The 20,418-nt window shown below is 70.1% G+C and carries 20 protein-coding genes; 8 read left to right on the forward strand and 12 right to left on the reverse strand.

The annotated features are described in order from the left end of the window. The first annotated feature begins 173 nt into the window (after positions 1 to 173). The 4 genes from ABF401_RS03195 to ABF401_RS03210 are packed head-to-tail and all read left to right on the forward strand — an operon-like array spanning position 174 to position 4,825. A complete protein-coding gene (locus tag ABF401_RS03195; RefSeq protein WP_353508092.1) occupies positions 174 to 695 on the forward strand; it encodes a (2Fe-2S)-binding protein in 522 nt (173 codons plus the stop codon). Then, on the forward strand, positions 692 to 3,187 hold the full coding sequence (locus tag ABF401_RS03200; RefSeq protein WP_353508093.1) for a xanthine dehydrogenase family protein molybdopterin-binding subunit: 2,496 nt from the start codon (positions 692 to 694) through the stop codon (positions 3,185 to 3,187). The genes ABF401_RS03195 and ABF401_RS03200 overlap by 4 nt, the downstream gene beginning before the upstream one ends. Continuing rightward, positions 3,184 to 4,041: an FAD binding domain-containing protein gene (locus tag ABF401_RS03205; protein ID WP_353508094.1), complete on the forward strand. Its 858-nt coding sequence runs from the start codon at positions 3,184 to 3,186 to the stop codon at positions 4,039 to 4,041. Before ABF401_RS03200 ends, ABF401_RS03205 begins: the two co-directional genes overlap by 4 nt. A 7-nt stretch (positions 4,042 to 4,048) precedes the next feature. Next, entirely contained in the window at positions 4,049 to 4,825 is a 777-nt protein-coding gene (locus ABF401_RS03210) for an SRPBCC family protein (RefSeq protein WP_353508095.1), read from the forward strand. Positions 4,826 to 4,966: 141 nt separating this feature from the next. On the opposite strand, the gene ABF401_RS03215 is transcribed toward ABF401_RS03210, so the two are convergent. The 6 genes from ABF401_RS03215 to ABF401_RS03240 form a co-directional block, all read right to left on the reverse strand. Beyond that, on the reverse strand, positions 4,967 to 5,902 hold the full coding sequence (locus tag ABF401_RS03215; protein WP_353508096.1) for an ornithine cyclodeaminase family protein: 936 nt from the start codon (positions 5,900 to 5,902) through the stop codon (positions 4,967 to 4,969). After that, positions 5,902 to 6,210 (reverse strand): hypothetical protein, encoded by a 309-nt coding sequence (locus ABF401_RS03220; RefSeq protein WP_353508097.1) that lies wholly within the window; start codon positions 6,208 to 6,210, stop codon positions 5,902 to 5,904. The genes ABF401_RS03215 and ABF401_RS03220 overlap by 1 nt, the downstream gene beginning before the upstream one ends. A 215-nt stretch (positions 6,211 to 6,425) precedes the next feature. Beyond that, positions 6,426 to 7,484 (reverse strand): glucose 1-dehydrogenase, encoded by a 1,059-nt coding sequence (locus ABF401_RS03225; protein ID WP_353508098.1) that lies wholly within the window; start codon positions 7,482 to 7,484, stop codon positions 6,426 to 6,428. A gap of 213 nt (positions 7,485 to 7,697) precedes the next feature. Beyond that, a complete protein-coding gene (locus ABF401_RS03230) occupies positions 7,698 to 8,561 on the reverse strand; it encodes an ABC transporter permease (RefSeq protein ID WP_353508099.1) in 864 nt (287 codons plus the stop codon). Between the two features lie 25 nt (positions 8,562 to 8,586). After that, positions 8,587 to 9,543, reverse strand: a complete 957-nt coding sequence (locus tag ABF401_RS03235; RefSeq protein ID WP_353508100.1) for an ABC transporter ATP-binding protein — start codon at positions 9,541 to 9,543, stop codon at positions 8,587 to 8,589. Beyond that, complete coding sequence (locus ABF401_RS03240; protein ID WP_353508101.1) at positions 9,540 to 10,745, reverse strand: LolA family protein; 1,206 nt, start codon at positions 10,743 to 10,745, stop codon at positions 9,540 to 9,542. Before ABF401_RS03240 ends, ABF401_RS03235 begins: the two co-directional genes overlap by 4 nt. Before the next feature lie 91 nt (positions 10,746 to 10,836). Between ABF401_RS03240 and ABF401_RS03245 the strand changes: the two genes are divergently transcribed. The 3 genes from ABF401_RS03245 (at position 10,837) to ABF401_RS03255 (ending at position 13,600) form a co-directional block, all read left to right on the forward strand. Next, the gene (locus ABF401_RS03245) at positions 10,837 to 11,487 is read left to right on the forward strand and encodes a response regulator transcription factor (protein ID WP_353508102.1); all 651 of its coding nucleotides are present in this window, start codon (positions 10,837 to 10,839) and stop codon (positions 11,485 to 11,487) included. Between the two features lie 112 nt (positions 11,488 to 11,599). Next, on the forward strand, positions 11,600 to 12,988 hold the full coding sequence (locus ABF401_RS03250) for a HAMP domain-containing sensor histidine kinase (RefSeq protein ID WP_353508103.1): 1,389 nt from the start codon (positions 11,600 to 11,602) through the stop codon (positions 12,986 to 12,988). Positions 12,989 to 13,285: 297 nt separating this feature from the next. Next, positions 13,286 to 13,600 (forward strand): DUF4282 domain-containing protein, encoded by a 315-nt coding sequence (locus ABF401_RS03255; protein ID WP_353508104.1) that lies wholly within the window; start codon positions 13,286 to 13,288, stop codon positions 13,598 to 13,600. Between the two features lie 106 nt (positions 13,601 to 13,706). Here the strand turns inward: ABF401_RS03255 and ABF401_RS03260 are convergent, their stop codons facing one another. The 6 genes from ABF401_RS03260 to ABF401_RS03285 are packed head-to-tail and all read right to left on the reverse strand — an operon-like array spanning position 13,707 to position 19,266. After that, positions 13,707 to 14,861 carry an ABC transporter permease gene (locus tag ABF401_RS03260; protein WP_353508105.1) on the reverse strand — a complete coding sequence of 385 codons (1,155 nt, stop codon included), beginning with the start codon at positions 14,859 to 14,861 and terminating at the stop codon, positions 13,707 to 13,709. Between the two features lie 5 nt (positions 14,862 to 14,866). After that, positions 14,867 to 16,024, reverse strand: coding sequence for an ABC transporter permease (locus ABF401_RS03265; protein ID WP_353508106.1), 1,158 nt, complete (start codon positions 16,022 to 16,024; stop codon positions 14,867 to 14,869). 27 nt (positions 16,025 to 16,051) lie between these two features. Next, complete coding sequence (locus ABF401_RS03270) at positions 16,052 to 17,026, reverse strand: ABC transporter ATP-binding protein (RefSeq protein WP_353508107.1); 975 nt, start codon at positions 17,024 to 17,026, stop codon at positions 16,052 to 16,054. Between the two features lie 52 nt (positions 17,027 to 17,078). Continuing rightward, positions 17,079 to 18,413, reverse strand: coding sequence for an MFS transporter (locus tag ABF401_RS03275; protein ID WP_353508108.1), 1,335 nt, complete (start codon positions 18,411 to 18,413; stop codon positions 17,079 to 17,081). Further along, complete coding sequence (locus ABF401_RS03280) at positions 18,388 to 18,927, reverse strand: hemerythrin domain-containing protein (protein WP_353508109.1); 540 nt, start codon at positions 18,925 to 18,927, stop codon at positions 18,388 to 18,390. Before ABF401_RS03280 ends, ABF401_RS03275 begins: the two co-directional genes overlap by 26 nt. A 51-nt stretch (positions 18,928 to 18,978) precedes the next feature. Further along, positions 18,979 to 19,266, reverse strand: a complete 288-nt coding sequence (locus tag ABF401_RS03285; protein ID WP_353508110.1) for a DUF2249 domain-containing protein — start codon at positions 19,264 to 19,266, stop codon at positions 18,979 to 18,981. A 111-nt stretch (positions 19,267 to 19,377) separates the two neighbouring features. Here ABF401_RS03285 and ABF401_RS03290 point away from each other — a divergent pair, with 111 nt between their 5' ends. Further along, positions 19,378 to 20,067: a helix-turn-helix transcriptional regulator gene (locus tag ABF401_RS03290; RefSeq protein WP_353508111.1), complete on the forward strand. Its 690-nt coding sequence runs from the start codon at positions 19,378 to 19,380 to the stop codon at positions 20,065 to 20,067. Positions 20,068 to 20,418 lie beyond the last annotated feature (351 nt).

Below are 20,418 nucleotides of genomic sequence, written 5' to 3' on the forward strand. Positions count from 1 at the left end.
TTCGGATGGAGGTGTCATGTCGCTCTCGAGAGCGATGGGCCACCTCGAACGGCAGTTCAGCTCCCACCCCTTGCCTCCCGCGACAGGGCAGGCAAGACTCCGGATTGTGACACCCCGTGGATCCCCGCGGTTCGAGGGATCCGTCATCTGCAGCGCGGCAGGAGGGCAAAGGCATGACCCGTATCACCGTGACCGTTGACGGAGTGGAGTACTCCGACGACGTGGAGCCTCGGACCTTGCTGGTCCATTACCTGAGAGAGACCGTCGGCAAGACGGGCACGGTCGTCGGTTGCGACACGAGCAACTGCGGGGCGTGCACCGTCCACCTCGACGGGCGAAGCGTGAAGTCCTGCAATGTCCTGGCCGTCCAGGCGGACGGGCACGAGGTGACGACCATCGAGGGCCTGGCGCCGACTGCAGCGGCGGACGGGCAGCTGCACCCGATGCAGCAGGCCTTCCACGAGTGCCACGCGCTCCAGTGCGGCTACTGCACGCCCGGGATGATCATGCAGGCCGTCGACCTGCTCAAGGACAACCCGAACCCGACCGAGGAGCAGATCCGCGAGGGGCTGGAGGGCAACCTTTGCCGCTGCACCGGCTACCACAACATCGTCCTGGCCGTGAAGCAGGGCGCCGAGGCGATGTCCAGCACGCCGGTCCCAGCCGGCGCCGACCGTGAGGGGGTGGCGTCATGACCATCACCGAGGACACCACCACCGTCGCCGACGGGAACGGCAACGCCGAGCTCGGCAGGGCGCGCCGCCGCAAGGAGGACCAGCGCCTCATCACCGGCCGCACCCGCTGGACCGACAACATCACCCTCCCGGGCATGCTCCACATCGCGATGGTCCGCAGCCCCTTCGCACACGCTCGGATCGCATCGATCAACACCGAGGAGGCGCGGGCGGCCCGCAACGTCGTCGCCGTGTTCACCGGCGAAGATCTCAAGGACGTCCAGGGCGTCAACGCCAACGCCTGGCCGATCACCGCCGACCAGGTCACCCCGACTCACCTGCCGATGGCGGTCGAGCGGGTTGCGTGCGCCGGTGAGATCGTCGCCTGCGTCGTGGCCCGCTCAGCCGCCGCGGCCCGCGACGCGGCCGAGCTCGTCGACGTGGACTTCGAGGAGCTCCCCCCCGTGCTGGACATGAAGGAGGCCCTGAAGGACGAGGTGCTCGTCCACCCGGACCTCGGCACGAACCGGTCCGCGCTGTGGACGCTCGACTCGCAGGAGGCCGGCACCGGTGACGACGTCGACGCGGCCATTGAGGCGGCCCGCGCCGACGGTGTCGTGATCGAGCGCGAGTTCCGCCAGCAGCGGCTCATCCCTGCGTTCATGGAGCCGCGGTCCGTCGTCGTCGACCCGACCGGTGAGCAGATCACGATGTGGTCGGCGACCCAGATCCCGCACATCCTCCGATTCCTGCTCGCGCTCACCACGGGCGTCGCCGAGTCCAAGATCCGCGTCGTCGCCCCCGACGTGGGTGGCGGCTTCGGCGGCAAGCTCCAGACCACTCCAGAGGAGTTCATCGCCTTCGCGGTGGCGCGGCAGCTCGGCAAGCCGGTCAAGTACTCCGAGACCCGGTCCGAGTCGCTCGTGTCGGGTCACCACGGGCGCGACCAGTGGCAGAAACTGACCCTCTCGGCGACGAAGGACGGCACCGTCACCGGCTTCAAGGTCGAGCTGCTCGCCGATCTCGGCGCCTACGTCGCGCTCGTTGGCGGAGGCGTCCCGGTCCTCGGCGCGTGGATGTTCAACTCGATCTACAAGTTCCCCGCCTACCGGTTCAGCGTCCAGACTGTCCTGACGAACAAGACCTGGGTCGACGCCTACCGCGGAGCCGGCCGGCCGGAAGCGACCTTCGGCGTCGAGCGGATGATGGACGAGCTCGCCAACGAGGTCGGCATGGACCCGCTCGAGCTGCGGGAGAAGAACTGGATCAAGCACGAGGAGTTCCCGTTCACGACCGTGGCGGGGATGACCTACGACTCTGGCAACTACGAGGCCGCGACGGCCCGAGCCAAGGAGCTCTTCGGCTACGACGAGCTCCGGGCCGAGCAGCAGCGCCGCCGCGAGAGCAACGACCCGGTCCAGCTCGGCATCGGGATCTCCACGTTCACCGAGATGTGCGGCCTCGCCCCGTCCCGGGTCCTCGGGCAGCTGAGCTATGGCGCCGGCGGCTGGGAGCACGCGACGATCCGCATGCTGCCGACCGGCAAGGTCGAGGTCGTGACGGGCACCTCGCCCCACGGCCAGGGCCACGAGACGGCGTGGAGCCAGATCGTCGCCGAACGGCTCGGCGTGCCGTTCGAGGACGTCGAGGTCCTCCACGGAGACACCCAGATCAGTCACAAGGGCCTCGACACCTACGGCTCGCGATCCCTCGTCGTCGGTGGTGAGGCGCTGGTCCTCGCGGCGGACAAGGTGATCGAGAAGGCGAAGGTCTTCGCGTCGCACCTGCTCGAGGCGAGCGAGGAGGACCTCGAGTTCTCGGGCGGGCGCTTCGGGGTCAGGGGCACGGACAAGGGCATGACCCTGGCGGAGATCTCGACGGCGTGCTTCACGGGGCACAACCTGCCCGAGGACGTCGAGCCGGGTCTCGACGCCGAGGCGACGTACGACCCGGTCAACTTCTCCTTCCCGCACGGCACCCACCTGTGCGCCATGGAGGTCGACACGGAGACGGGCGCGACGACGATGCGCTCATACGTCTGTGTGGACGACATCGGCGTCGTCGTCAACCCGCTCATCGCCGAGGGCCAGGTCCACGGCGGCCTCGTCCAGGGCATTGCCCAGGCGCTCTGGGAGGGCGCCGAGTACGACGAGAACGGCACCCTCGTGACCGGGTCGTTCGTCGACTACACGCTGCCGACGGCCGCCGACACGATCAGCTTCGTCACCGACCGGACGGTCTCGCCCTCGACGACAAACACCTTGGGCACCAAGGGAGTCGGCGAGGCCGGCACGATCGCCTCGACGCCCGCCGTGGTCAACGCGATCGTCGACGCCCTCCGTCCGATGGGCGTCCACGACGTCCCGATGCCGTGCACGCCGGAGCGCGTCTGGCGGGCCATCCAGTCGGGAGGCGCCGAGCGCCAGGTCGACTCGTCGGGCGATGCCCAGCCGCACTTCGACGCGGGCGCCCCCAACCAAGACACCCCTGAGCAGGAAGGCGGTGCCCAGTGATTCCCGCATCGTTCGACTACGTCGCCCCGACGACCGTCGCAGACGCGCTCGCGGCCCTCGCCGAGCATGGCGACGACGCCAAGGTGCTGGCCGGTGGGCAGTCGCTGTTGCCGATCCTGCGCATGCGGCTCAACACTCCCGGAGTCGTCGTCGACCTCGGCCGAATTCCCGAGTTGGCCGGGATTTCCGAGGAGGGTGACACGATCGTCATCGGCGCCATGACGCCGTATGCCGCTGTGCTCGCTTCCGAGGCCGTCTCCACTCACGCTGGGCTGCTGTCCAAGGCGATCGCGACCGTGGCCGACCCGCAGATCCGGCACCGCGGGACCGTGGGTGGCGCGCTCGTTCATGCCGATCCGGCCGGCGACGTGGGCGCCCCGGTGTTGGCGTTGGGAGCGGAGCTCGTCATCGCCGGCGCGGGTGGGGCGACCCGCACGGTGGCGGCCGACGACTTCTTCGAGGACCTCTTCACGACGGCTGTCGGGGAGGGCGAGCTGCTGACGCAGATCCGGATCCCCAAGCACACGGGATGGGGCTCGCACTACGAGAAGTTCGTCCGGGTCAGCCACCAGTGGTCGATCGTCGCGGTCGCTGCAGCCGTCCGGGTGGAGGGTGGCGCGATCGCCGAGGCCCGCGTTGGCCTGACGAACATGGGCTCGACCCCCTTGCGCGCCAAGGCGGTCGAGGAGGCACTCGTGGGCCAGGCGCCGACGGACGAGGCGGTACGCGCTGCGGTTGGGCGCGTCGCCGAGGGCACCAACCCGCCCTCCGACCTCAACGGCGCGGCGGACTACCGGAAGCACCTGGCCACGGTCCTGACCCGACGCGCCGTCCTGGCCGCAGCAGGAGGGTGATCGCCGGATGGAGCTGACGCACTCGTTCACCGTGCCGACGTCGGTCGACGACGCCTGGGCCCTCTTCATGGACCTCGAGCGGGTCGGTGGCTGCTTCCCCGGCGCAACCGTCACCGAGGTGACCGACGACGGGTTCTCCGGCACGGTCAAGGTCAAGGTCGGCCCGATCTCCCTGCTCTACACCGGGTCCGGGTCATTCGTCGCCAGGGACGATGAGGGCCACCGGGCGGTGATCGAGGCGAAGGGCAAGGACAGGCGGGGCAACGGCACCGCCGGGGCGACGGTGACGATCCAGCTCTCTCCGGACGGGAGCGGCACCCGAGCGGACGTCGTCACCGATCTCGCCGTGACGGGCAAGCCGGCGCAGTTCGGCCGGGGTGTCATGCAGGACGTCTCCGACAAGCTGCTCGGGCAGTTCATCGCCTGCATCGAGCAGCAGCTCGGGGGCGAGCCGGCCGGTGCCCCGGTGCCGGAGGCCACGGTCCAGGATGCAGCGGAAGCGGCCGCCCGGCCCGAGATCGTGACCGATGCCGTCCCCGAGGCGCTCCACGAGACGGGTACTCCGCTGTCGCTCGCCGAGAGGGTCGAGCGCTCCAAGGCGGAGGCGGCTGCAGGGGCAGCGACCGGCCAGCGGCGACCCGCGCCTGCGATCGGCGCCGAGGACGACGCCCTCGACCTCGGCTCGGCAGTCCTGCCGGTCCTGATCCAGCGGTACGCCGGCTACGCCGTCGCTGCCGTGTTCGGCATCATCATCGGCTGGCTCATGGGCAGACGGAGGTCCTGACCCACCGCCACCCCACCCAACCTCGTCGAGTGTGCAGTAGATGTCCGGCGCGGACTGCACACTCGACGGGGAGGGGACAGCACCCGTCTCGCCGAGTGTGCAGTTCGCGCCGTCGCACGGCCCTGATCTGATCTGGTCCGGTCAGGGATGGGCCGCACCGGCGGCGATGACGAGGTCCTCCCAGGACATACCGACGCTCTTGAAGACGTTCGGCCGGTCGGTCGCGCGCGTCACCTGCCCGGTGACGAGGTGGGTCATCGGATGCAGGAACTCGGTGGCGGTGGCTCCCTCATGGATCGCCATGATGACGTCTCCCGCCTCGCGCAGGGCTGTGGCGACGTCCTCGACGACGACGAGCGAGCGCCCGACCAGCCGCGAGTCGAGCTCGCGTCGGTCCGGCTCGTGGGAGCCGATCGCGACGACGCAGGCCCCGTCGGCCACCCACGTCCCGTCCAGGACTGGGCTCGCCGATGAGGTCGCCGTGACGACGACGGCGGAGTCGGCAACCACCTGAGCCACGCGGGCGTCATTCGTGCAGAGGCCGCTCGCCGCCACGCCCAGCGCCGAGACCTGATGGGCTGCTGCTCTGGCTCGTTCCACGCCGCGCCCGACGATGGTGACCTGCGTCGGCTGACGAATCTCGAGGATCGCCTCCACGTGACCCACGGCCTGGGGACCGCTGCCGAAGATGACGACGGAGGAGACATCGGCCGGAGCGAGTGCATCGATGGCGACGGCGGAGACGGCGGGCGTGCGGAGCGCGGTGATGGCCGTGCCGTCCAGGATGATGGACGGTGCGAGGGTGTCCGGGTCGAAGAGGACGTACAGGGCCTGGATCCGCTCGAGCCCTCGATCAGGGTTGCCGGGTGCGACCGACAGCGCCTTGACGCCGACGGCGCGCGGCGTCGACGACGGCATGATGAGCAGCTGGCCCCCGGCTACGACCGGCGAGAGCCGCTCCGGGTCGTCGGCCGGGTCGAAACCGTCAGCGAGCGCCTGCCGCACCAGGCGACGGGCGCGATCCGGAGAGACCGCATGACGGATCTGTGCTGCGTCGATCCAGCGAGGTGCGTCCATCACTGGGCACCAGCCGCACGTCGCGAACGCGCGGCTTCGGCAAGCCGTTCGACGCGCCGGGCCGCCTGCCTTCGGAGCACCCACTGGGTGGGCTCGTGGGCGAGCGTTGCGACGAAACCAAGCCCAGCGGCATACGAGATGACGTAGATGGCACGCGTGCCGTCAGCCTCAGCGTGAAAGCGCCACGACGCGCGGAGGTTCCGGACATGCGGTGGCACGCGCAGTCGGAGCGTGGGCTGGGAGTCGGCGAGTGCGCGCGCCACGTCCGGCGACGCGGCCACATGGGCGTCGGCGCTGACCTGTGGCATGGGCCGAGCCTATGCCGTTGGTCCCAGCCGACCGGAGCGGTACCGAAGGGCGATACCGGCCCGAGCAGCACAGGCCGGCGTGCCGGTCTCACCTCGATGCCGGTGACTGGGCCGCTTCCTCCGGTTCCGTGCGGCCGAGCCTCACCTGCAGGTCGGCGTTTGCCGGTTCGCCTCCCGCTTCACCCGGGGGACCGATGGCGGCCCCGTTGGCCATCTCAGCCGTCGTCGGCGCTCAGGTCGACCACGACCTTGACGTCATTGGGCCTCTTCTGCAGCGCCTCGGCGAACCCGCTCATCGGCACCCGGCGGGTGATGAGCCGCTGCAGCCAGCCCACGTCCGCCTTGGCCAGCGCGTCCGCGGCCTGCTCGTAGTTGCCCCGGTCTGCGTTGACCGAGCCGAACACCACCGTGTTGCCCAGCACGATCTGCTTGACGATCTCATCGAGGGGGGTCGGCGTGGTGCGGGTGTCGGAATCGAACCCAACGAGGCAGATGACGGCATCCGGGGCAGCCACCTGTGTCAGCGGGCCCAGCAGGGGCCCGTAACCGGTGCACTCCATGACCACGTCGGGGGTCACCCCGATCTCACGGACGTCCCCGGTATGGAAGTGGGCACCGAGATCCTCCACCAACCCCACCTTCGGCCCCGTGTCGTTGAGGTCAAGCACGTGCACCTCCAGTCCACGTTGCACCCCCAACAGCGCGGCGAACAGCCCGACCGGCCCGGCCCCGCTCACCAGCGCGACCGTGGGACGCCAGGAGGACCGGGCGAACATGTGGTCGGTCTGCTCCCACGCCTTCGCCAGCACCGACGCGGGCTCCATCAGCACACCGCAGTCCCCGAGCCGTGCGTCGAGCTTGATCGCGAAGTCGGGCTCGATCCGCCATCGCTGTGAGCCGTAGCCTTGGCGCTGTTTGATGCCGCGCTCGGTGTACTTCCCGTTGCGGCAGAAATCCCACTCGCCGTGGGAGCACGGCACGCACGGCACCGGGTCCGGACGCCGCACGATGCCGGCGACCAGGTCGCCGGGCGCGAATCCGCTGTCCTCGGCCGCCTCGAGGACCTCTCCGAGTGACTCGTGGCCGATCAGCAGCCGGTCCTTCCCTGCGGGCGGCCAGCCATAGCCCTCATGCCGGACGATGTCGGCGTCGGTGCCGCAGATTCCGAGCAGGCGCCCCCTGACCAGAATGCTGCCCTCCGCGGTCTCGGGCTCATCCACGTCGTCTACCCGCACCTGGTCCGGTTGGCCGGGAACTACAGTGATCGCCTTCATCCGTACGTCCTCTCCGTGGTGCTGGCCGGAGGCATGAGGTTCGGGTATGTGCTCTTGCCACCCCTTACCCCTCGGTGTTCCGGCAACGCGCGCTACGGGGCTGAGCGCCCCTTCCCGATCTCCATCCGCCCCGCCGAACTGGACCCGTCCCGAGCCTGGCGGATTCGCGTGGGGGGCCGGGGCGCCAGGAGGACCGATTCCATTCGGCGAGAGTCAGTTCGTGATGTCCTTGCCGGAGAACCGGGCCCAGGCCAGCAACCAGAACACGACGGCATAGCCGAGGTCGACGAGCAGGCCCTGACCGATGTCGGTGAGGTAGGGCGGATCGCGCAGCAGGTCGACGAACGACATCCAGTGGTCGACGAGGAGCCACGGGTGCAGCCAGTCGATCTGCGGGACGGCGTCCGCGATCCACGACAGGATCGTGAAGATCATCAGCGCGACCGTGGCGGCCAGCGGCTGCTCGGTCAGGGTCGAGATGAACAGCCCGACGGCGGCCAGGGCGGCGAGGCCGGCGGCGAGGTAGAGGCCGATGAGCGCGACCCGCCCCACGGCAGTCCAGAACGGCAGCTGCGTGCCGGAGAGGGTCAGCATGGGTCCGCTGCCGAAGATGGCGATACCGACGAGGGCGCCCGGGATGACGATGACGGCGACACCCCAGAGGGCGCCGATGCAGAGCGAGACGTACTTCGTGACGAGCAGGCGGGTTCGCCCGACCGGCACCGTGAGCAGGTAGCGAAGCGTGCCGGTGTTGGCCTCGCCCGCGATCGCGTCGCCCGAGAGCATCGCGATGGCGAGGGGGAGGAAGAGCCCGATTTCGACGCTCAGCGCGGCGAGCGGGACGAAGAGCCCGTTCGAGGTGATCGATGCGAGCAGGTCGGGACCACCGCCGCCCCGACCCGGGGAGCTCAGCTTGACGGCCACCGCCATGAGGACGGGGACCACGGCGAGGACGAGCAGCCCCATCTGGTTGCGACGCCGGCCGGCGATGAGGCGGATCTCCGAGCCGAGCAGCCGGAGCGTGCGCCACCAGACGACACCCCCTGCTGGCGCCGGTTGGCTTCCAGTCGGGGTCATGGGCGGGTCCACCCGGACCATGCTGTCAGCCGCTGACATCGAAGCCCTCTCCAGTGAGCGAGACGAACAGGTCCTCGAGGCTTGTGCTCGACACGGTGAACTCCTTGACGCCGACGCCACCGTTCACGAGCGACGCGACGATCTTCTCCGGCTCGACGTCTCCGGGGTTGGCGCGCACCCCGCCCGGCGCGGGCTCGACGTCGGTGAGCCCGAGCCCCGTGAGAACCTTCGCGGCGAGGTCCGGCTGGTCGGTGCGCACGACCGCGACCGCGGACGACGGGGCCCGAATCTCGTCGATGGAGCCCTGTGCCACCAGCCTGCCCTCGCTCATGACACCGAGGTGCGTGCACATCTGCTCGACCTCCGACAGCAGGTGACTCGACACAAAGACCGTCGTCCCGTCTGAGGCGAGGTCGGCAACCAGGTGTCGCACCTCGCGAGTCCCTTGCGGGTCAAGGCCATTCGTCGGCTCGTCGAGGACGAGTAGGTCGCGCGGCATGAGCAGCCCCGCCGCGATCGCGAGGCGCTGACGCATCCCGAGCGAGTAGGCGCGATAGCGCTTGTTGGCGGCGGCGAGCAACCCGACCCGGTCAAGGGCGGCCTCGATGCGGTTCCCGGACGTGCGAGGGTCGGCGGTGAGGTCCGCCGCGTCAAGGCGCTCGAGGTTGCCTCGACCCGACAGGTAGGGGTGGAAGGCCGGCCCCTCAACGAGCGACCCCACCCTCGGCAACACGTGGAGTGCACCGCCCGGCATTGGCTGACCCAGCACGCTGCTCGTGCCGGCCGACGGGCGAACGAGGCTCAGCAACATACGAATCGTCGTCGTCTTGCCCGATCCGTTCGGCCCGAGGAAGCCGTAGACGCTACCGGTCGGCACCGCGAGGTCGATGCCGTCGACCGCGGCCCTGCCGTGGAAGAACTTGGTCAGTCCCCGGGTCTCGAGGGCGAGACCCGGGGACGCGGTGACCGCGCGTTCGGTCACTTCGCCGCCAGAGCGGCATACAGCTGTGTTGGCCCGACGGCACCCACCGCGATCCGCCCGTTGTCCGTGATCACCGCCGAGAAGAGCGTGCCGTCGAGGAGGTGCCCGCGGCCCCACGACCCGGAGACCGAGGGCAGTGAGCCGAGTACGGAGCCGAGCTGGCCGAGCGAGCCCGGCTGCGACGAACCGGACCGGTCGCTCTGGCTCTGGCCCGACAACGCGCCCGGGGGCAGTGTCGCGACGATGACCGTGCTCCATCCGGAGCCGGAGACCTGCGGCGGGGTGGAGGTCTCGCTGGGAGGCGGGTTGGTCCCTGACGCCTTCGGCGGTGCGACGGGTGCGGTCCGCGCGCTCTTGTTCGTCACCTTCGTGCCGGGCGGCGGGGTGAACGCGAACTGCCGGGAATCAGGCTTGGCGAAGTCGATCGAGGTGAAGCCGACCTCGAAGGCCGGGTTGGCGAGCTTGGTCGAGTAGACCTGCACCCGCAACGGAACGTGGCGCGCGCCGTCGATGGCGATGCGGATCGAGGCGACGCGGGTCGCCTTGTCCTTCGGCGTGAGGACGAGCTCGTAGGCGGAACGGCCGGCGACGGTGGCGGTGCCGCTGGTCGTGACCGTGGTGTCCGTGCCCATGAGGGCCAGCGCTTGGCTCGCGGCCTCGTCGGGCGTCCGCGGCGCGGTCGTCGGCAGCCCCGAGGGTGCGTCGCTGGGAGGCGAACTGCTGCCCCTGGCCTGCGGCGACAGGTGCACCGCGGGGAGCTGGTAGTGGACCGCCGACTTGTCGGTGCTCGACCACAGCCAGAGGTCCTGCCCGTTGCGGATCACGTCGGACTCGCCGGAGCTGCCGACCAGCGCCAGCCGCTGGCGGGTCGACCCGTCGAGCCAGACCCGCCAGGTGTGCGAGCCGGAGAGCAATGAGGTGAGTGAGCTGCTGCTACCGCTGCCGGACATCGGCCCTGCGCCGCCGCCATCGAGGCCGGGGAGCGAGGGCAGCCCGAGGTCAGCCGTCTGGACGACCGTCCCCGACAGGCTGGTCACATCCGCTGACTGGACGTCGGCGAGCAGTTGAGAGGCGGTGCGGTGCGGCAGCCCGGCGTCGGCGTTGGCCCGCTGGCTCGCCACCGCGGCCGTCGCGCCGATGACGCCGAAGGCGGCCACCGGGACGACCCAGCGAGTCCATGGACGGTCGGTGAAGATGCTCATGGGGCCATCCTCCGCCGGCGGTGCTGAGAGCAACCTGAGAAGGACTCCGGGTGACGCGCGAGGGGCCTGCGACACGTGGCAAGGTGAGGAGGTGCGGGTGCTACTGGTCGAGGACGAGGTGCGGATGGCCACCGCACTCGTCCGGGGACTCGCCTCAGAGGGGTTCGTCGTCGACCACGTCGCGGACGGGACGAGCGGTCTCGAGGCGGCCCGGTTCGGCGGCTACGACATCATCGTGCTCGACATCATGCTGCCCGGGATGTCGGGCTACACCATCGTGCGCACCCTGCGCGAGGAGGAGAACTGGGTGCCCGTCCTGTTTCTCACCGCCAAGAACGGCGAGTACGACGAGGCCGACGGGCTCGACTATGGCGCCGACGACTACCTCACGAAGCCGTTCTCCTTCGTGGTCCTCGTGGCCAGGCTGCGCGCCCTGCTGCGACGCGACCCGGCGCCACGTCCCCCGGTCCTCGAGGCGGCCGGGTTGCGCCTCGACCCGGCCACCCACCACGTCGAGGTGGACGGGGCCGACGTGGACCTGTCACCCCGCGAGTTCTTCCTGCTCGAGCACCTGCTGCGCGCGCATCCGGCTGCCTGCAACAAGGATGAGCTGCTCGACCGGATCTGGGGCGAGACCGGCGACACCAATGTCGTCGAGGTCTACGTCGGCTACCTCCGCCGGAAGATCGGGCGTGCGCGGATCGAGACGGTCCGCGGCCACGGCTACCGACTCGCACAGTGAGCGGTGTGCTCGTGAGGCCGTCTGGAGCTGTGAGGCCGGGGCAATGGTGAGGTGGTTGGCGCCACGGCCGTGGTTCAGGTGGTTCGCCCGGTCCACGATCCGCGTGCGGCTCATGACCGTCGGACTGATCGGCGTGGCAGGCGCGCTCGCGATTGGCGGAGCACTCCTGTATGGCGTCCTCACCGTGTCGCTCACGCGATCCGTCGAGGCGGTGGCGCGGGCCAGTGCGGAGCAGGTCGCGCTCCTCGTCGACGCCGGGCGGCTGCCCGACCCCGTCCCGGTGTCGGGCGCCCAGGTCATCCAGGTGCTCGACCAGCAGGGTCGCGTCGTCGACGGATCCATCGCCGCCGACCGCCTCACCGCTCTCGTGACGCCCGACGAGCTGCAGCGGGCCCTCGCCGGTGGGTCGGTCGTCGTACCCGGCAACCGGTCGGGTCTCTCGGGCGGTCTGCAGGTCGTGGCGGTGCCGGCCGGCCCGCAGGGCGCGCCGCTTCATGTCGTCGCCGCGGCCCCGACGACCGACATCGAGCGGAGCGCCGCAACGGTGCGCACGCTGCTGCTCATCTCGCTGCCGCTCCTCCTGGTCGTCATCGGGCTCATCGCCTGGCGGGTCGTCGGTGCGGCGCTCGCACCGGTGGAGGCCCTGCGTCGCGGTGCGGCCCGGATCGACGCGAGCTCGTCCGAGACCGAGCGGCTCCCGGTCCCGCCGACCCACGACGAGGTGAGCGCACTCGCGACGACCCTGAACGCGATGCTCGACCGGGTCACCGCAGCGCGTCGGCAGCAAAGAGCGTTCACCGCCGATGCGGCCCACGAGCTGCGCAACCCACTCGCGAGCATGCGGGCACAGCTCGAGGTGGCCCAGCACCTCGGCGAGGCGGGCGACCTGCCTCAGGACCTCCTCGTCGACGTCGACCGGCTCTCGACGCTGGTCGACGACCTCCTGCTCCTCGCGCGGGCGGACGAGAGCGCAGCCGCCCGGGCCGCCTCGGACATGTCATCGCATGCGGCGCCGGAGCCGTCGCCGCGCGCGTCGTCACGCCGACTTGGCGAAGGTGACGCGGCCGACGTCGCGAAGCTGCTCGCCGACGTCGTGCGGGCCGCCGGCCAGGCCCGAGTCCCGGTCAGGGGGGCGCCTCGGCTGATCCCGGGGACCATCCGCGCGGCGATGCCTGAGGCAGACCTGCGCCGGGCCCTCTCGAACCTGGTCGACAACGCTGTGCGCCACGCCGCGACGAGCGTCGTGTTGGCCGCCGCGCGGACCGGTCACACGGTGCGGGTCACGGTGACCGACGACGGCCATGGCGTCCCGGTCGCGGACCGTATGCGCGTCTTCGAACGTTTCACCAGGCTGGACGAGGGCCGCGACCGGGACAGCGGCGGATCAGGTCTCGGCCTCGCCATCACCAAGGCGCTGGTCCGGCAGGCGGGGGGTGACGTCTGGCTCGAGGACGCGGCCCCAGGAACCCGAGCGGTCATCTCCGTCCCCGCGGTCCGTTGAACTCCGCTTGCGACGATCACGAAGAGTGACACGTTCTTCGAATCGATCGGCCACAGCGACTGGATTCGGCGCTCAGCGCCGTAGGCTCGTCGACTGTCAGTATCCGAATCTGATTGAGCCCCAATGGAGAGAATCAGCATGAGTGATCAGCACGAGCCCGGTCCGTTCGACCTGGAAGGGTCACAACCGGAGTACGGCCAGCCCGTAGACCCCACCACACCGTTCCCGTCCTCGCCGGCCCCATCACCGTCACCCGAGCCCACACGGTCCGCGACACGGCTTCAGGCGGGCTCATCCATGGACGGTGCCCTGGGCGCGGCCCGAGACTCGACGGGCTTCCTGCCGGCGCTCTTCGACTTCACCTTCACCCACTTCGTCACGCCGAAGCTCGTTCGCTTCGTCTACCTGCTCGCGACGATCGCACTCGGAATCGCTTGGCTCTTCTGGGTATTCGTCGGCTTCGCGCAGGGGGCCGGCACCGGCATCGCAGTCCTTGTCCTCGGACCCATCCTCTTCATCATCTACCTCGCGGTCATCCGCATGACGCTCGAGTTCTACCTGTCGATCGTCCGCATGAGCGAGGACGTCCACCACCGGCTACCCCAGGCCTGACGGACGACTCGCTCACACAGCGCTGGGCCGGCTTCCCCACGGGAGCCGGCCCAGCGGCATACGGATGCCGTATGCCGCTGAGCTCGCCACGTGCCCACGGGCACCACTACATGGCGCGGGCGAGGCTGCGGCGCAACAACCATGCACCGACGACGAGGGCCACCACCGCCATGGCCGTGAGGGCAGCGAGCTGCGGGAGGATGTCGACGAGCGTCCCATTGTGTCGCTGGATCTCGGCGAAGGCCTCGTAGGCCCAGGCGTGCGGAGTCACCTTCGACACGGTGCGCAGTGTGTCGCTGAACAGCTCGAGAGGGACCATCCCGCCGCCGAGGCCGGCCATGACCAGGCCGAGGCCGACGCCAATCCCCGAGGCCGCGCCCTCGTTGTCGATGAGCGAGCCGAGCACCATCGCCGCACCCGCGGACACGGCCGAGAAGGCCACGAGGACAAGTGCCGTCAGCCACAGGTTGCCCCAGTCGACGCCGAAGAGCAGGCTGGTCGCCACGACGATGTACACCGCCTGGAAGAGGGCGATGGTGAAGCGTCCGCCTGCTTGGCCGAGGAGCACCTGCGTGTTCGAGACAGGCGCCGCCAACGCTCGCGCGATGACGCCCTGTCGGCGCGCCTGGATGAGCGTGGCCGACCCGGCGAGCGACGAGAGGAAGGTGAACAGCAGCACCATCGACGACGCGCCGAGGTCGAACTGCCCGAGACCGGAGAACTCCTGTGCCAGCTCGTCGACGTCCTCGACCTGGACGGACGGCGCGGTGACCTGCGTCCGCGCGGTCGCAATGGCGCTCTGGGCCGCAGACGCAGTCATCCCGCGCCTGACCAGCGACGCGACCTGCGCCTGGTCGAGCTCGACCTTGTCGACCGCTGCTCGGACGATCTGCTGTGCGGCGATGGACGCGGACTGCGAGCTCGGCAGCATCTCCAGCTCGACGGGCTTGCCGGCCGTGAAGGCCGCGTTGGACCCGTCGGGGAAGCGCAGGCCGACCGTCGTGCGCCCCCGCGAGACCTCCTCGACGATGTCGTCCCAGTCGCCGAAGGCCACGGTCGAGTTGCTGGCCTCCAGCTCCTTGACGACGGCCTGACGGAGCGGCCCGTCCTCCCCGGCGATGCTGACCCGCCCGGTGGTGGCCGAGCTGCCGAACTGCGCGCCGATGACGACGACGAGCAGCAACGGGAAGATGAAGACGAAGAAGATGTTGGACCGGTCGCGCAGGAAGCGACGCAGTTCTGCGCCGGTGATGGTGAGCACGGGCCTCACTGGGTGGCCCCCCGATCGGGGATGAGCCGGGCGATGACGAGGACGATCACGGTGAAGCCGAGCAGGATGAGCAACGGAGTGCCGATGTCTCCCAGACCGCCGCCGCCCGACGTGATGCCCAGTCCGCGGATGAAGGCCGACACCGGGTTGAGGTCCATCACCGTGCCGACCCAGCCGCTCGCCGTGATGGTGAAGAAGGCGCCACCGGCAATGCCGAGGACCAGGGCGATGATCGACTGGGCGATGTTGGCCTGCTCGGCCGTCCGGGCCACCCGGGCGATGACGAACATGAGCGATGTGGCGGCAATGACCGCCGCCACGACGAGGACTCCAACCGCGACGGGCGAGCCGAAGTTGACGCTGAACAGCCGGCCACCCAAGGTCAGCAGGATGGCCGTGGCCACGACGCCGAGGATGAAGCTGACGAGAGCCTTCGCCGCGACGATGGTCCAGGTGGGCATCGGCATCGACTTGAGCCGGGCGAGCGTGCCCTGCTCCCGCTCGGCTACGAGGGCGGTGACACCGAAACCGACGGTGAAGAGGAGGAACAGGCCGGCCTGGCCGGCGACGAGCGCTCCGGTGGGTGTGAGCTGCTCGTTGGACGCCGTGCCATGGGCCAGCGTGATGGTCGCCTCGGCCGTCGCCACCTCCTGGCCGATGGCCGCGAGCTCCGCCGGCGCGAGGCCTGAGTGGGCGCCGGCTGCTGCTGCGAGCGCCCCGGCCGAGAAGCGGTTGACCGTCGACTCGACGACAGAGGTGACGATCGACTGCTCGATGCCCGTGCCCTGTCCGGACACCACGGTCACCGTCGTTGCCTTGCCCTGCTGCACGGCGGTGCTGAAACCCTCCGGCACGATGAGGCCGATCTGCACGCGTCCGTCACGGGTGAGGTCGTGGACCTCGTTGGCCGCGGCTTCCTGCACGGTGATGGCCATGCCCTCGACCCCGTCGAGCGACCGGACGACGTCGACGAGCGCCGCTCCGAGCTGGTCGCCCGCGGGCACGGAGGCCGCCACGGTCGTCGGCTGGAGCTCGGGATTGGTCAGGTCGCCGAGCACGAGGTCGAGGACGAACATCAGCGCCAGCGGCACGATGATCCCGAAGATGATGACGGACTTGTCACGGATGCGCTGACGCAGGTCGTACTGCGTCATCGTCCACAGCTCTTGCACCGGACCCCCTCAGTCCCGCAGCGCCTTGCCGGTGAGATGGAGGAAGACCGACTCGAGGTCCGGCCTGGTGATCTCCACGTCGGCGAGGGTCATCCCGGCACCGGTCGCGCTCGTCACGATCTGGGCAACGGCCGTCGGGGCATCGGTCACGGTCAGCTGGAGGGAGTGGCGGTCCGCGACGACCTGCTGCACGGACGGCAAGGCCCGCAGGGTGTCCGCGGCGGCGCTGGTGTCACCGCTGCCCGTGAGCCGGATGTGGTCCGCGCCCTCGGTCAGCCGGATCAGCTCGTCCTGGGATCCCTCGGCCTGAAGCTTTCCCGAGTCGATGATGCCGACCCGGTCGCAGAGCCGCTCGGCCTCCTCCATGTAGTGGGTCGTGTAGAGGACGGCCATGCCCTCAGTTGAGAGCCGCTCCACCGACTCGAGGATCTGGTTGCGCGACTGGGGGTCGACCCCGACGGTCGGCTCGTCGAGGATGAGCAGCGTCGGGTGGTGGAGCAGGCCGATGCCGATGTTGAGGCGGCGCTTCATCCCGCCGGAGAACTCCTTACTCAGGTCCTTGGCACGCTCGGTGAGGCCGATGAGCTCGATGACCTCGTCGACGCGCTGGCGCAGCTCCGTGCCGGTCATTCCCTGGAGTCGGCCGAAGAGGGTGAGATTCTCGCGCGCGGTGAGTTCCGGGTAGATGGCGAGGTCCTGCGGCACCAGGCCGATGTGCCGCTTCGGGGACACCGAGGACGGGTCCATCCGCTCCCCCGCGATGGTCACGGAGCCCGCGTCAGAAGGGATGAGGCCGGCGACCATGTTGATCGTCGTCGTCTTGCCCGCGCCGTTGGGCCCGAGCAGGCCGTACGTCTCGCCTCGCCCGATCCGGAAGGAGACGCCGTCGACGGCGGTCAGGTCGCCGAACCGACGAACCAGTGCGTCCACGACGAGCACATCGCCGGTCCCCGAATCGGTCCCACTCTCCTGCGCACTCGTCATTGATCCCCCTTGGGACGTCCCGCTGCGAGCCGTGCCTCGAATCCCCCACTCGTCAGGGTACAAGTGCGCGCCCGCGCCACTCCGGGAGGCCCAGGGCCGCAGCGGCGGCGAGGGCGAAGGCCACGCCGAAGACCGTGAACACGAGTCCGGTGCCGCCCAGGTCGAGCAGCCAGGGGACCGACAGCGGCGCAAGGATGGAGGCGATTCGTCCGAACGCGGCCGCCGAACCTGCCCCAGTCCCGCGCAACGACGTCGGATAGACCTCGGGCGTGACGGCGTAGAGCGCGCCCCAGGCACCGAGGTTGAAGAACGAGAGCGCGCAGCCGGCGGCGATGATTGCCGCCTCGCTGCCGGCCTGCCCGAACGCGTAGGCCGAGATGGCGGATCCGGCGAGGAACGTGGCGAGTGTGGCACGGCGCCCCCACGACTCGATGAGGTAGGCCGCCGCTGCATAGCCGGGAAGCTGGGCCAGGGTGATGATGAGGGTGAAACCGAACGACTTGGTCAGCGAGAAGCCTTGGCTGACGAGCAGGCTCGGGATCCAGATGAACGCGCCGTAGTAGGAGAAGTTGACCCCGAACCACGCAGCCCACAGGGCCGCAGTCCTGCCGCGGAGGCCATCGGACCAGAGCTCGGACCATCGCGCCGTGGGCCCGGGAGCGGCAGCGGGTGACTCGACCGGCGCGATGCCCGAGGCGGACTCGAAGGCCCGCACCGCCTCCTCCGCCTCGACGGATCGCCCCTTGTTCTCGAGGAAGCGGACCGACTCGGGCAGCCTGGCTCGCACGTAGAACGCGTAGGCGGCCGGCACGAGACCGATGAAGAGGGCCCAGCGCCAGCCGTCGTCAGAGGCGGGCACGACGATGTAGCCGATGAGCGCGGCCAGGACCCACCCGACCGCCCAGAACGCCTCCAGAAGGACCACGACCCGGCCGCGGATGCGGGTCGGGGCGTACTCGCTGACGAGCGTTGACGCCACGGGCAGCTCGGCACCGAGGCCGAGGCCGACCACAAAGCGCAGCGCGATGAGCATGGCCAGTCCGGTCGACAGCCCAGCGGCACCCGTCGCAACGCCGTAGATGAGCAGCGTCGCCGCGAAGACGTTGCGGCGGCCGATCCGGTCGGCGAGCAGGCCGCCAAGGGAGGCGCCGATCGCCATGCCGACGAAGCCGATCGAGCCGATCCACGAGAGCTGCGTGGGCGTCATCGCCCACTGCTGAGCGAGCGCCGCCATGACGAAGGAGATGAGCCCGACGTCCATCGCGTCGAGCGCCCAGCCGATGCCCGACCCGACGAGCAGTCGCCGGTGCTGCGCGTTGAAGGGCAGTCGGTCGAGCCGCTCGCTCCGGGTCAGCCGGACGTCAGTTGGGGTTGGCCGCGTGGTCATGGTCCGCGCCGTAGGCGTCCTCAGGGTGGTGCGGGTGGTCCGCGACGTGGGCATGGTCCGGCCCACCGTGGGGATGAGCGACCCCGCCGGGTGTGAGGGTGATGGCCTCCTCCCAGTCGGGGCCGTCCATCTCGATGGCCGCGGCGGGGAACAGGCCGTTCTCCTCCTTGTTGATGTGGTCGCGCAGCTCACTGACGAAGCGGTCGATCAACCCCGCCTCCCCGGACCTGATCCGCTCCGCCAGCTCGTCGAGTGCGGCGTGCTCCGCGCAGAGGACGTCGACGTGGTCGGTGAAGTCGGGGTTGCGCCGGAGCACGGCGAACATCCCCTGCTCCTCTGCCGTCGTGTGCGGGTGGAGCAGTGCGACGGTCTCCTCCAGCGACTCGCGCACACTGTGCGAGTCGGTTCCCTCTGACGCGCGGTGGAGGATCCCGGCGGCGTTGACGATGTCCTCGTGCTCGTCCATGAACCGTCCGACCAGCGAGATCGAGCGGCATCCGCAGTAGCTGCACATCGTCAGGACCCTCCGTCGCGTCGGGGTGGTTCGGGTCGGATCGAGGTCAGATCAGACGGGACGCGTGAGCCGCAGCGTCCAGGCCTCCGGGCCCTCCCCAAGGTACTCGATGCCGATGGCACCGAACTGCTGCTGCAGCTGGGCGAGGAGGGGCAGCGGGTTGTGCGGCGCAACGAGCTTCAGGGCGCCGCCCGCGGGGATCGCGCTGAAGGCCCCGAACACGGTGGCGTGGCGGATCGCGTGGGGGATGACGGTGACATCGAGGGTCGGTACGCCCTCGTCGCTGCAGCCACAGCCGCACGAGTGCTGCGACTTCTCCGTCAGGGGCAGTTCGGTCACGGGATACTCCTCAAGGTGGTTGGCCCTCATGGGCCTGGTTCGATGCTCGTTCGAAGGGCCGGATGGCCCGAGGTTTGGCGGTTGGGCCGACCTCGATCTACATTTTAAACGGTGATTGACGTGGAAAAGAACGAGGCCTGGGGTCCGCGCCCCTCCCGCACCGGCATGGCCGATGCGGTGGCGTCGCTGTCGGCGCAGCGTCGGCGCGTCCTCGAGGCGCTCGATGAGGAGCCGCGGTCGATCGCCGCACTCGCCCAGCTGCTCGGGCTCCATGTCAACACCGCCCGCGAGCACCTCGACGGCCTGGTCGACGCAGGACTGGCCCTCCGGTCACGCCTCACACCGACGGGTCGCGGCCGCCCGGGCTGGGGCTATGCGGTGCGACCTGGTGTCGGCGCCTCATCGGTGGGCGAATATGCTTCTCTCGCAGCGGTGCTCGCTGAGCACGCCGCTGCGCAGGGCGGGGATGTCGCAGGAGACATGGCCCGTCTCGGGCGTGGTTGGGGTCGCGGACTCGTCGGTTCGCGGGCAACGGACCAGGACGGCGAACCGGACCCGGAGGGGACCGTCCTCGACGTGCTCGACACCCTGGGCTTCGATCCCGAGGACCGCCCCCCAGTGGTTCGCCTGCGCCAGTGCCCCATGCTCGACGTCGCCCGTCGCCACCCCGAAGTCGTCTGCAGGGTCCACCTGGGCCTGGTCGAAGGGGTTCTCGAGGCAGCCGGCGGCGACCCGCACGGTGTGGACCTCGAGGCCTTCGCCGAGCCGGGCGCGTGCCTCCTGCACCTCGGCGGCCGGTAGCCCGCCTGAGCCACCGCCTCCCCAATCGAGTGAACAGGAGTCGGGCCGTCCACATCCTGCTCCGCCACGCGGAGCAGGATGTGATGCCGCCCGCCCATGTGCCGGGACACAGGCTTGATGCCGTATGCCGCTGAGCTCGCTCCCGGCCCATCCGGCCACCCAGCCAGGCCAGGTCACGCACCCGGCCGCACGTGCCGGGACGGGCGGGACATCCGGCGGGATCGGCGTGCGCCAGACTGGCTCCGTGGCCCACCCGTCCGTCGCCGACCACCGCATCGCCCTCCGTGCGGTCATCGGCCCGGCGGCAACCGAGACGATCGCCCTGGATCGCCACGCCCACCGGCGCCGCCT

The sequence above is a fragment of the Intrasporangium sp. genome (assembly GCF_040414665.1).
GTDB lineage: Bacteria > Actinomycetota > Actinomycetes > Actinomycetales > Dermatophilaceae > Intrasporangium.

Bases quoted from the DNA above. Each gene is read 5' to 3' on its own strand.
- ABF401_RS03195 (WP_353508092.1), top strand. From the start codon at position 174: ATGACCCGTATCACCGTGACCGTTGACGGAGTGGAGTACTCCGACGAC.
- ABF401_RS03270 (WP_353508107.1), bottom strand. From the start codon at position 17,026: ATGACGAGTGCGCAGGAGAGTGGGACCGATTCGGGGACCGGCGATGTG.
- ABF401_RS03230 (WP_353508099.1), bottom strand. From the start codon at position 8,561: ATGACCCCGACTGGAAGCCAACCGGCGCCAGCAGGGGGTGTCGTCTGG.
- ABF401_RS03265 (WP_353508106.1), bottom strand. From the start codon at position 16,024: ATGACGCAGTACGACCTGCGTCAGCGCATCCGTGACAAGTCCGTCATC.
- ABF401_RS03200 (WP_353508093.1), top strand. From the start codon at position 692: ATGACCATCACCGAGGACACCACCACCGTCGCCGACGGGAACGGCAAC.
- ABF401_RS03215 (WP_353508096.1), bottom strand. From the start codon at position 5,902: ATGGACGCACCTCGCTGGATCGACGCAGCACAGATCCGTCATGCGGTC.
- ABF401_RS03210 (WP_353508095.1), top strand. From the start codon at position 4,049: ATGGAGCTGACGCACTCGTTCACCGTGCCGACGTCGGTCGACGACGCC.
- ABF401_RS03240 (WP_353508101.1), bottom strand. From the start codon at position 10,745: ATGAGCATCTTCACCGACCGTCCATGGACTCGCTGGGTCGTCCCGGTG.
- ABF401_RS03225 (WP_353508098.1), bottom strand. From the start codon at position 7,484: ATGAAGGCGATCACTGTAGTTCCCGGCCAACCGGACCAGGTGCGGGTA.
- ABF401_RS03275 (WP_353508108.1), bottom strand. From the start codon at position 18,413: ATGACCACGCGGCCAACCCCAACTGACGTCCGGCTGACCCGGAGCGAG.
- ABF401_RS03280 (WP_353508109.1), bottom strand. From the start codon at position 18,927: ATGTGCAGCTACTGCGGATGCCGCTCGATCTCGCTGGTCGGACGGTTC.
- ABF401_RS03250 (WP_353508103.1), top strand. From the start codon at position 11,600: ATGACCGTCGGACTGATCGGCGTGGCAGGCGCGCTCGCGATTGGCGGA.
- ABF401_RS03220 (WP_353508097.1), bottom strand. From the start codon at position 6,210: ATGCCACAGGTCAGCGCCGACGCCCATGTGGCCGCGTCGCCGGACGTG.
- ABF401_RS03255 (WP_353508104.1), top strand. From the start codon at position 13,286: ATGGACGGTGCCCTGGGCGCGGCCCGAGACTCGACGGGCTTCCTGCCG.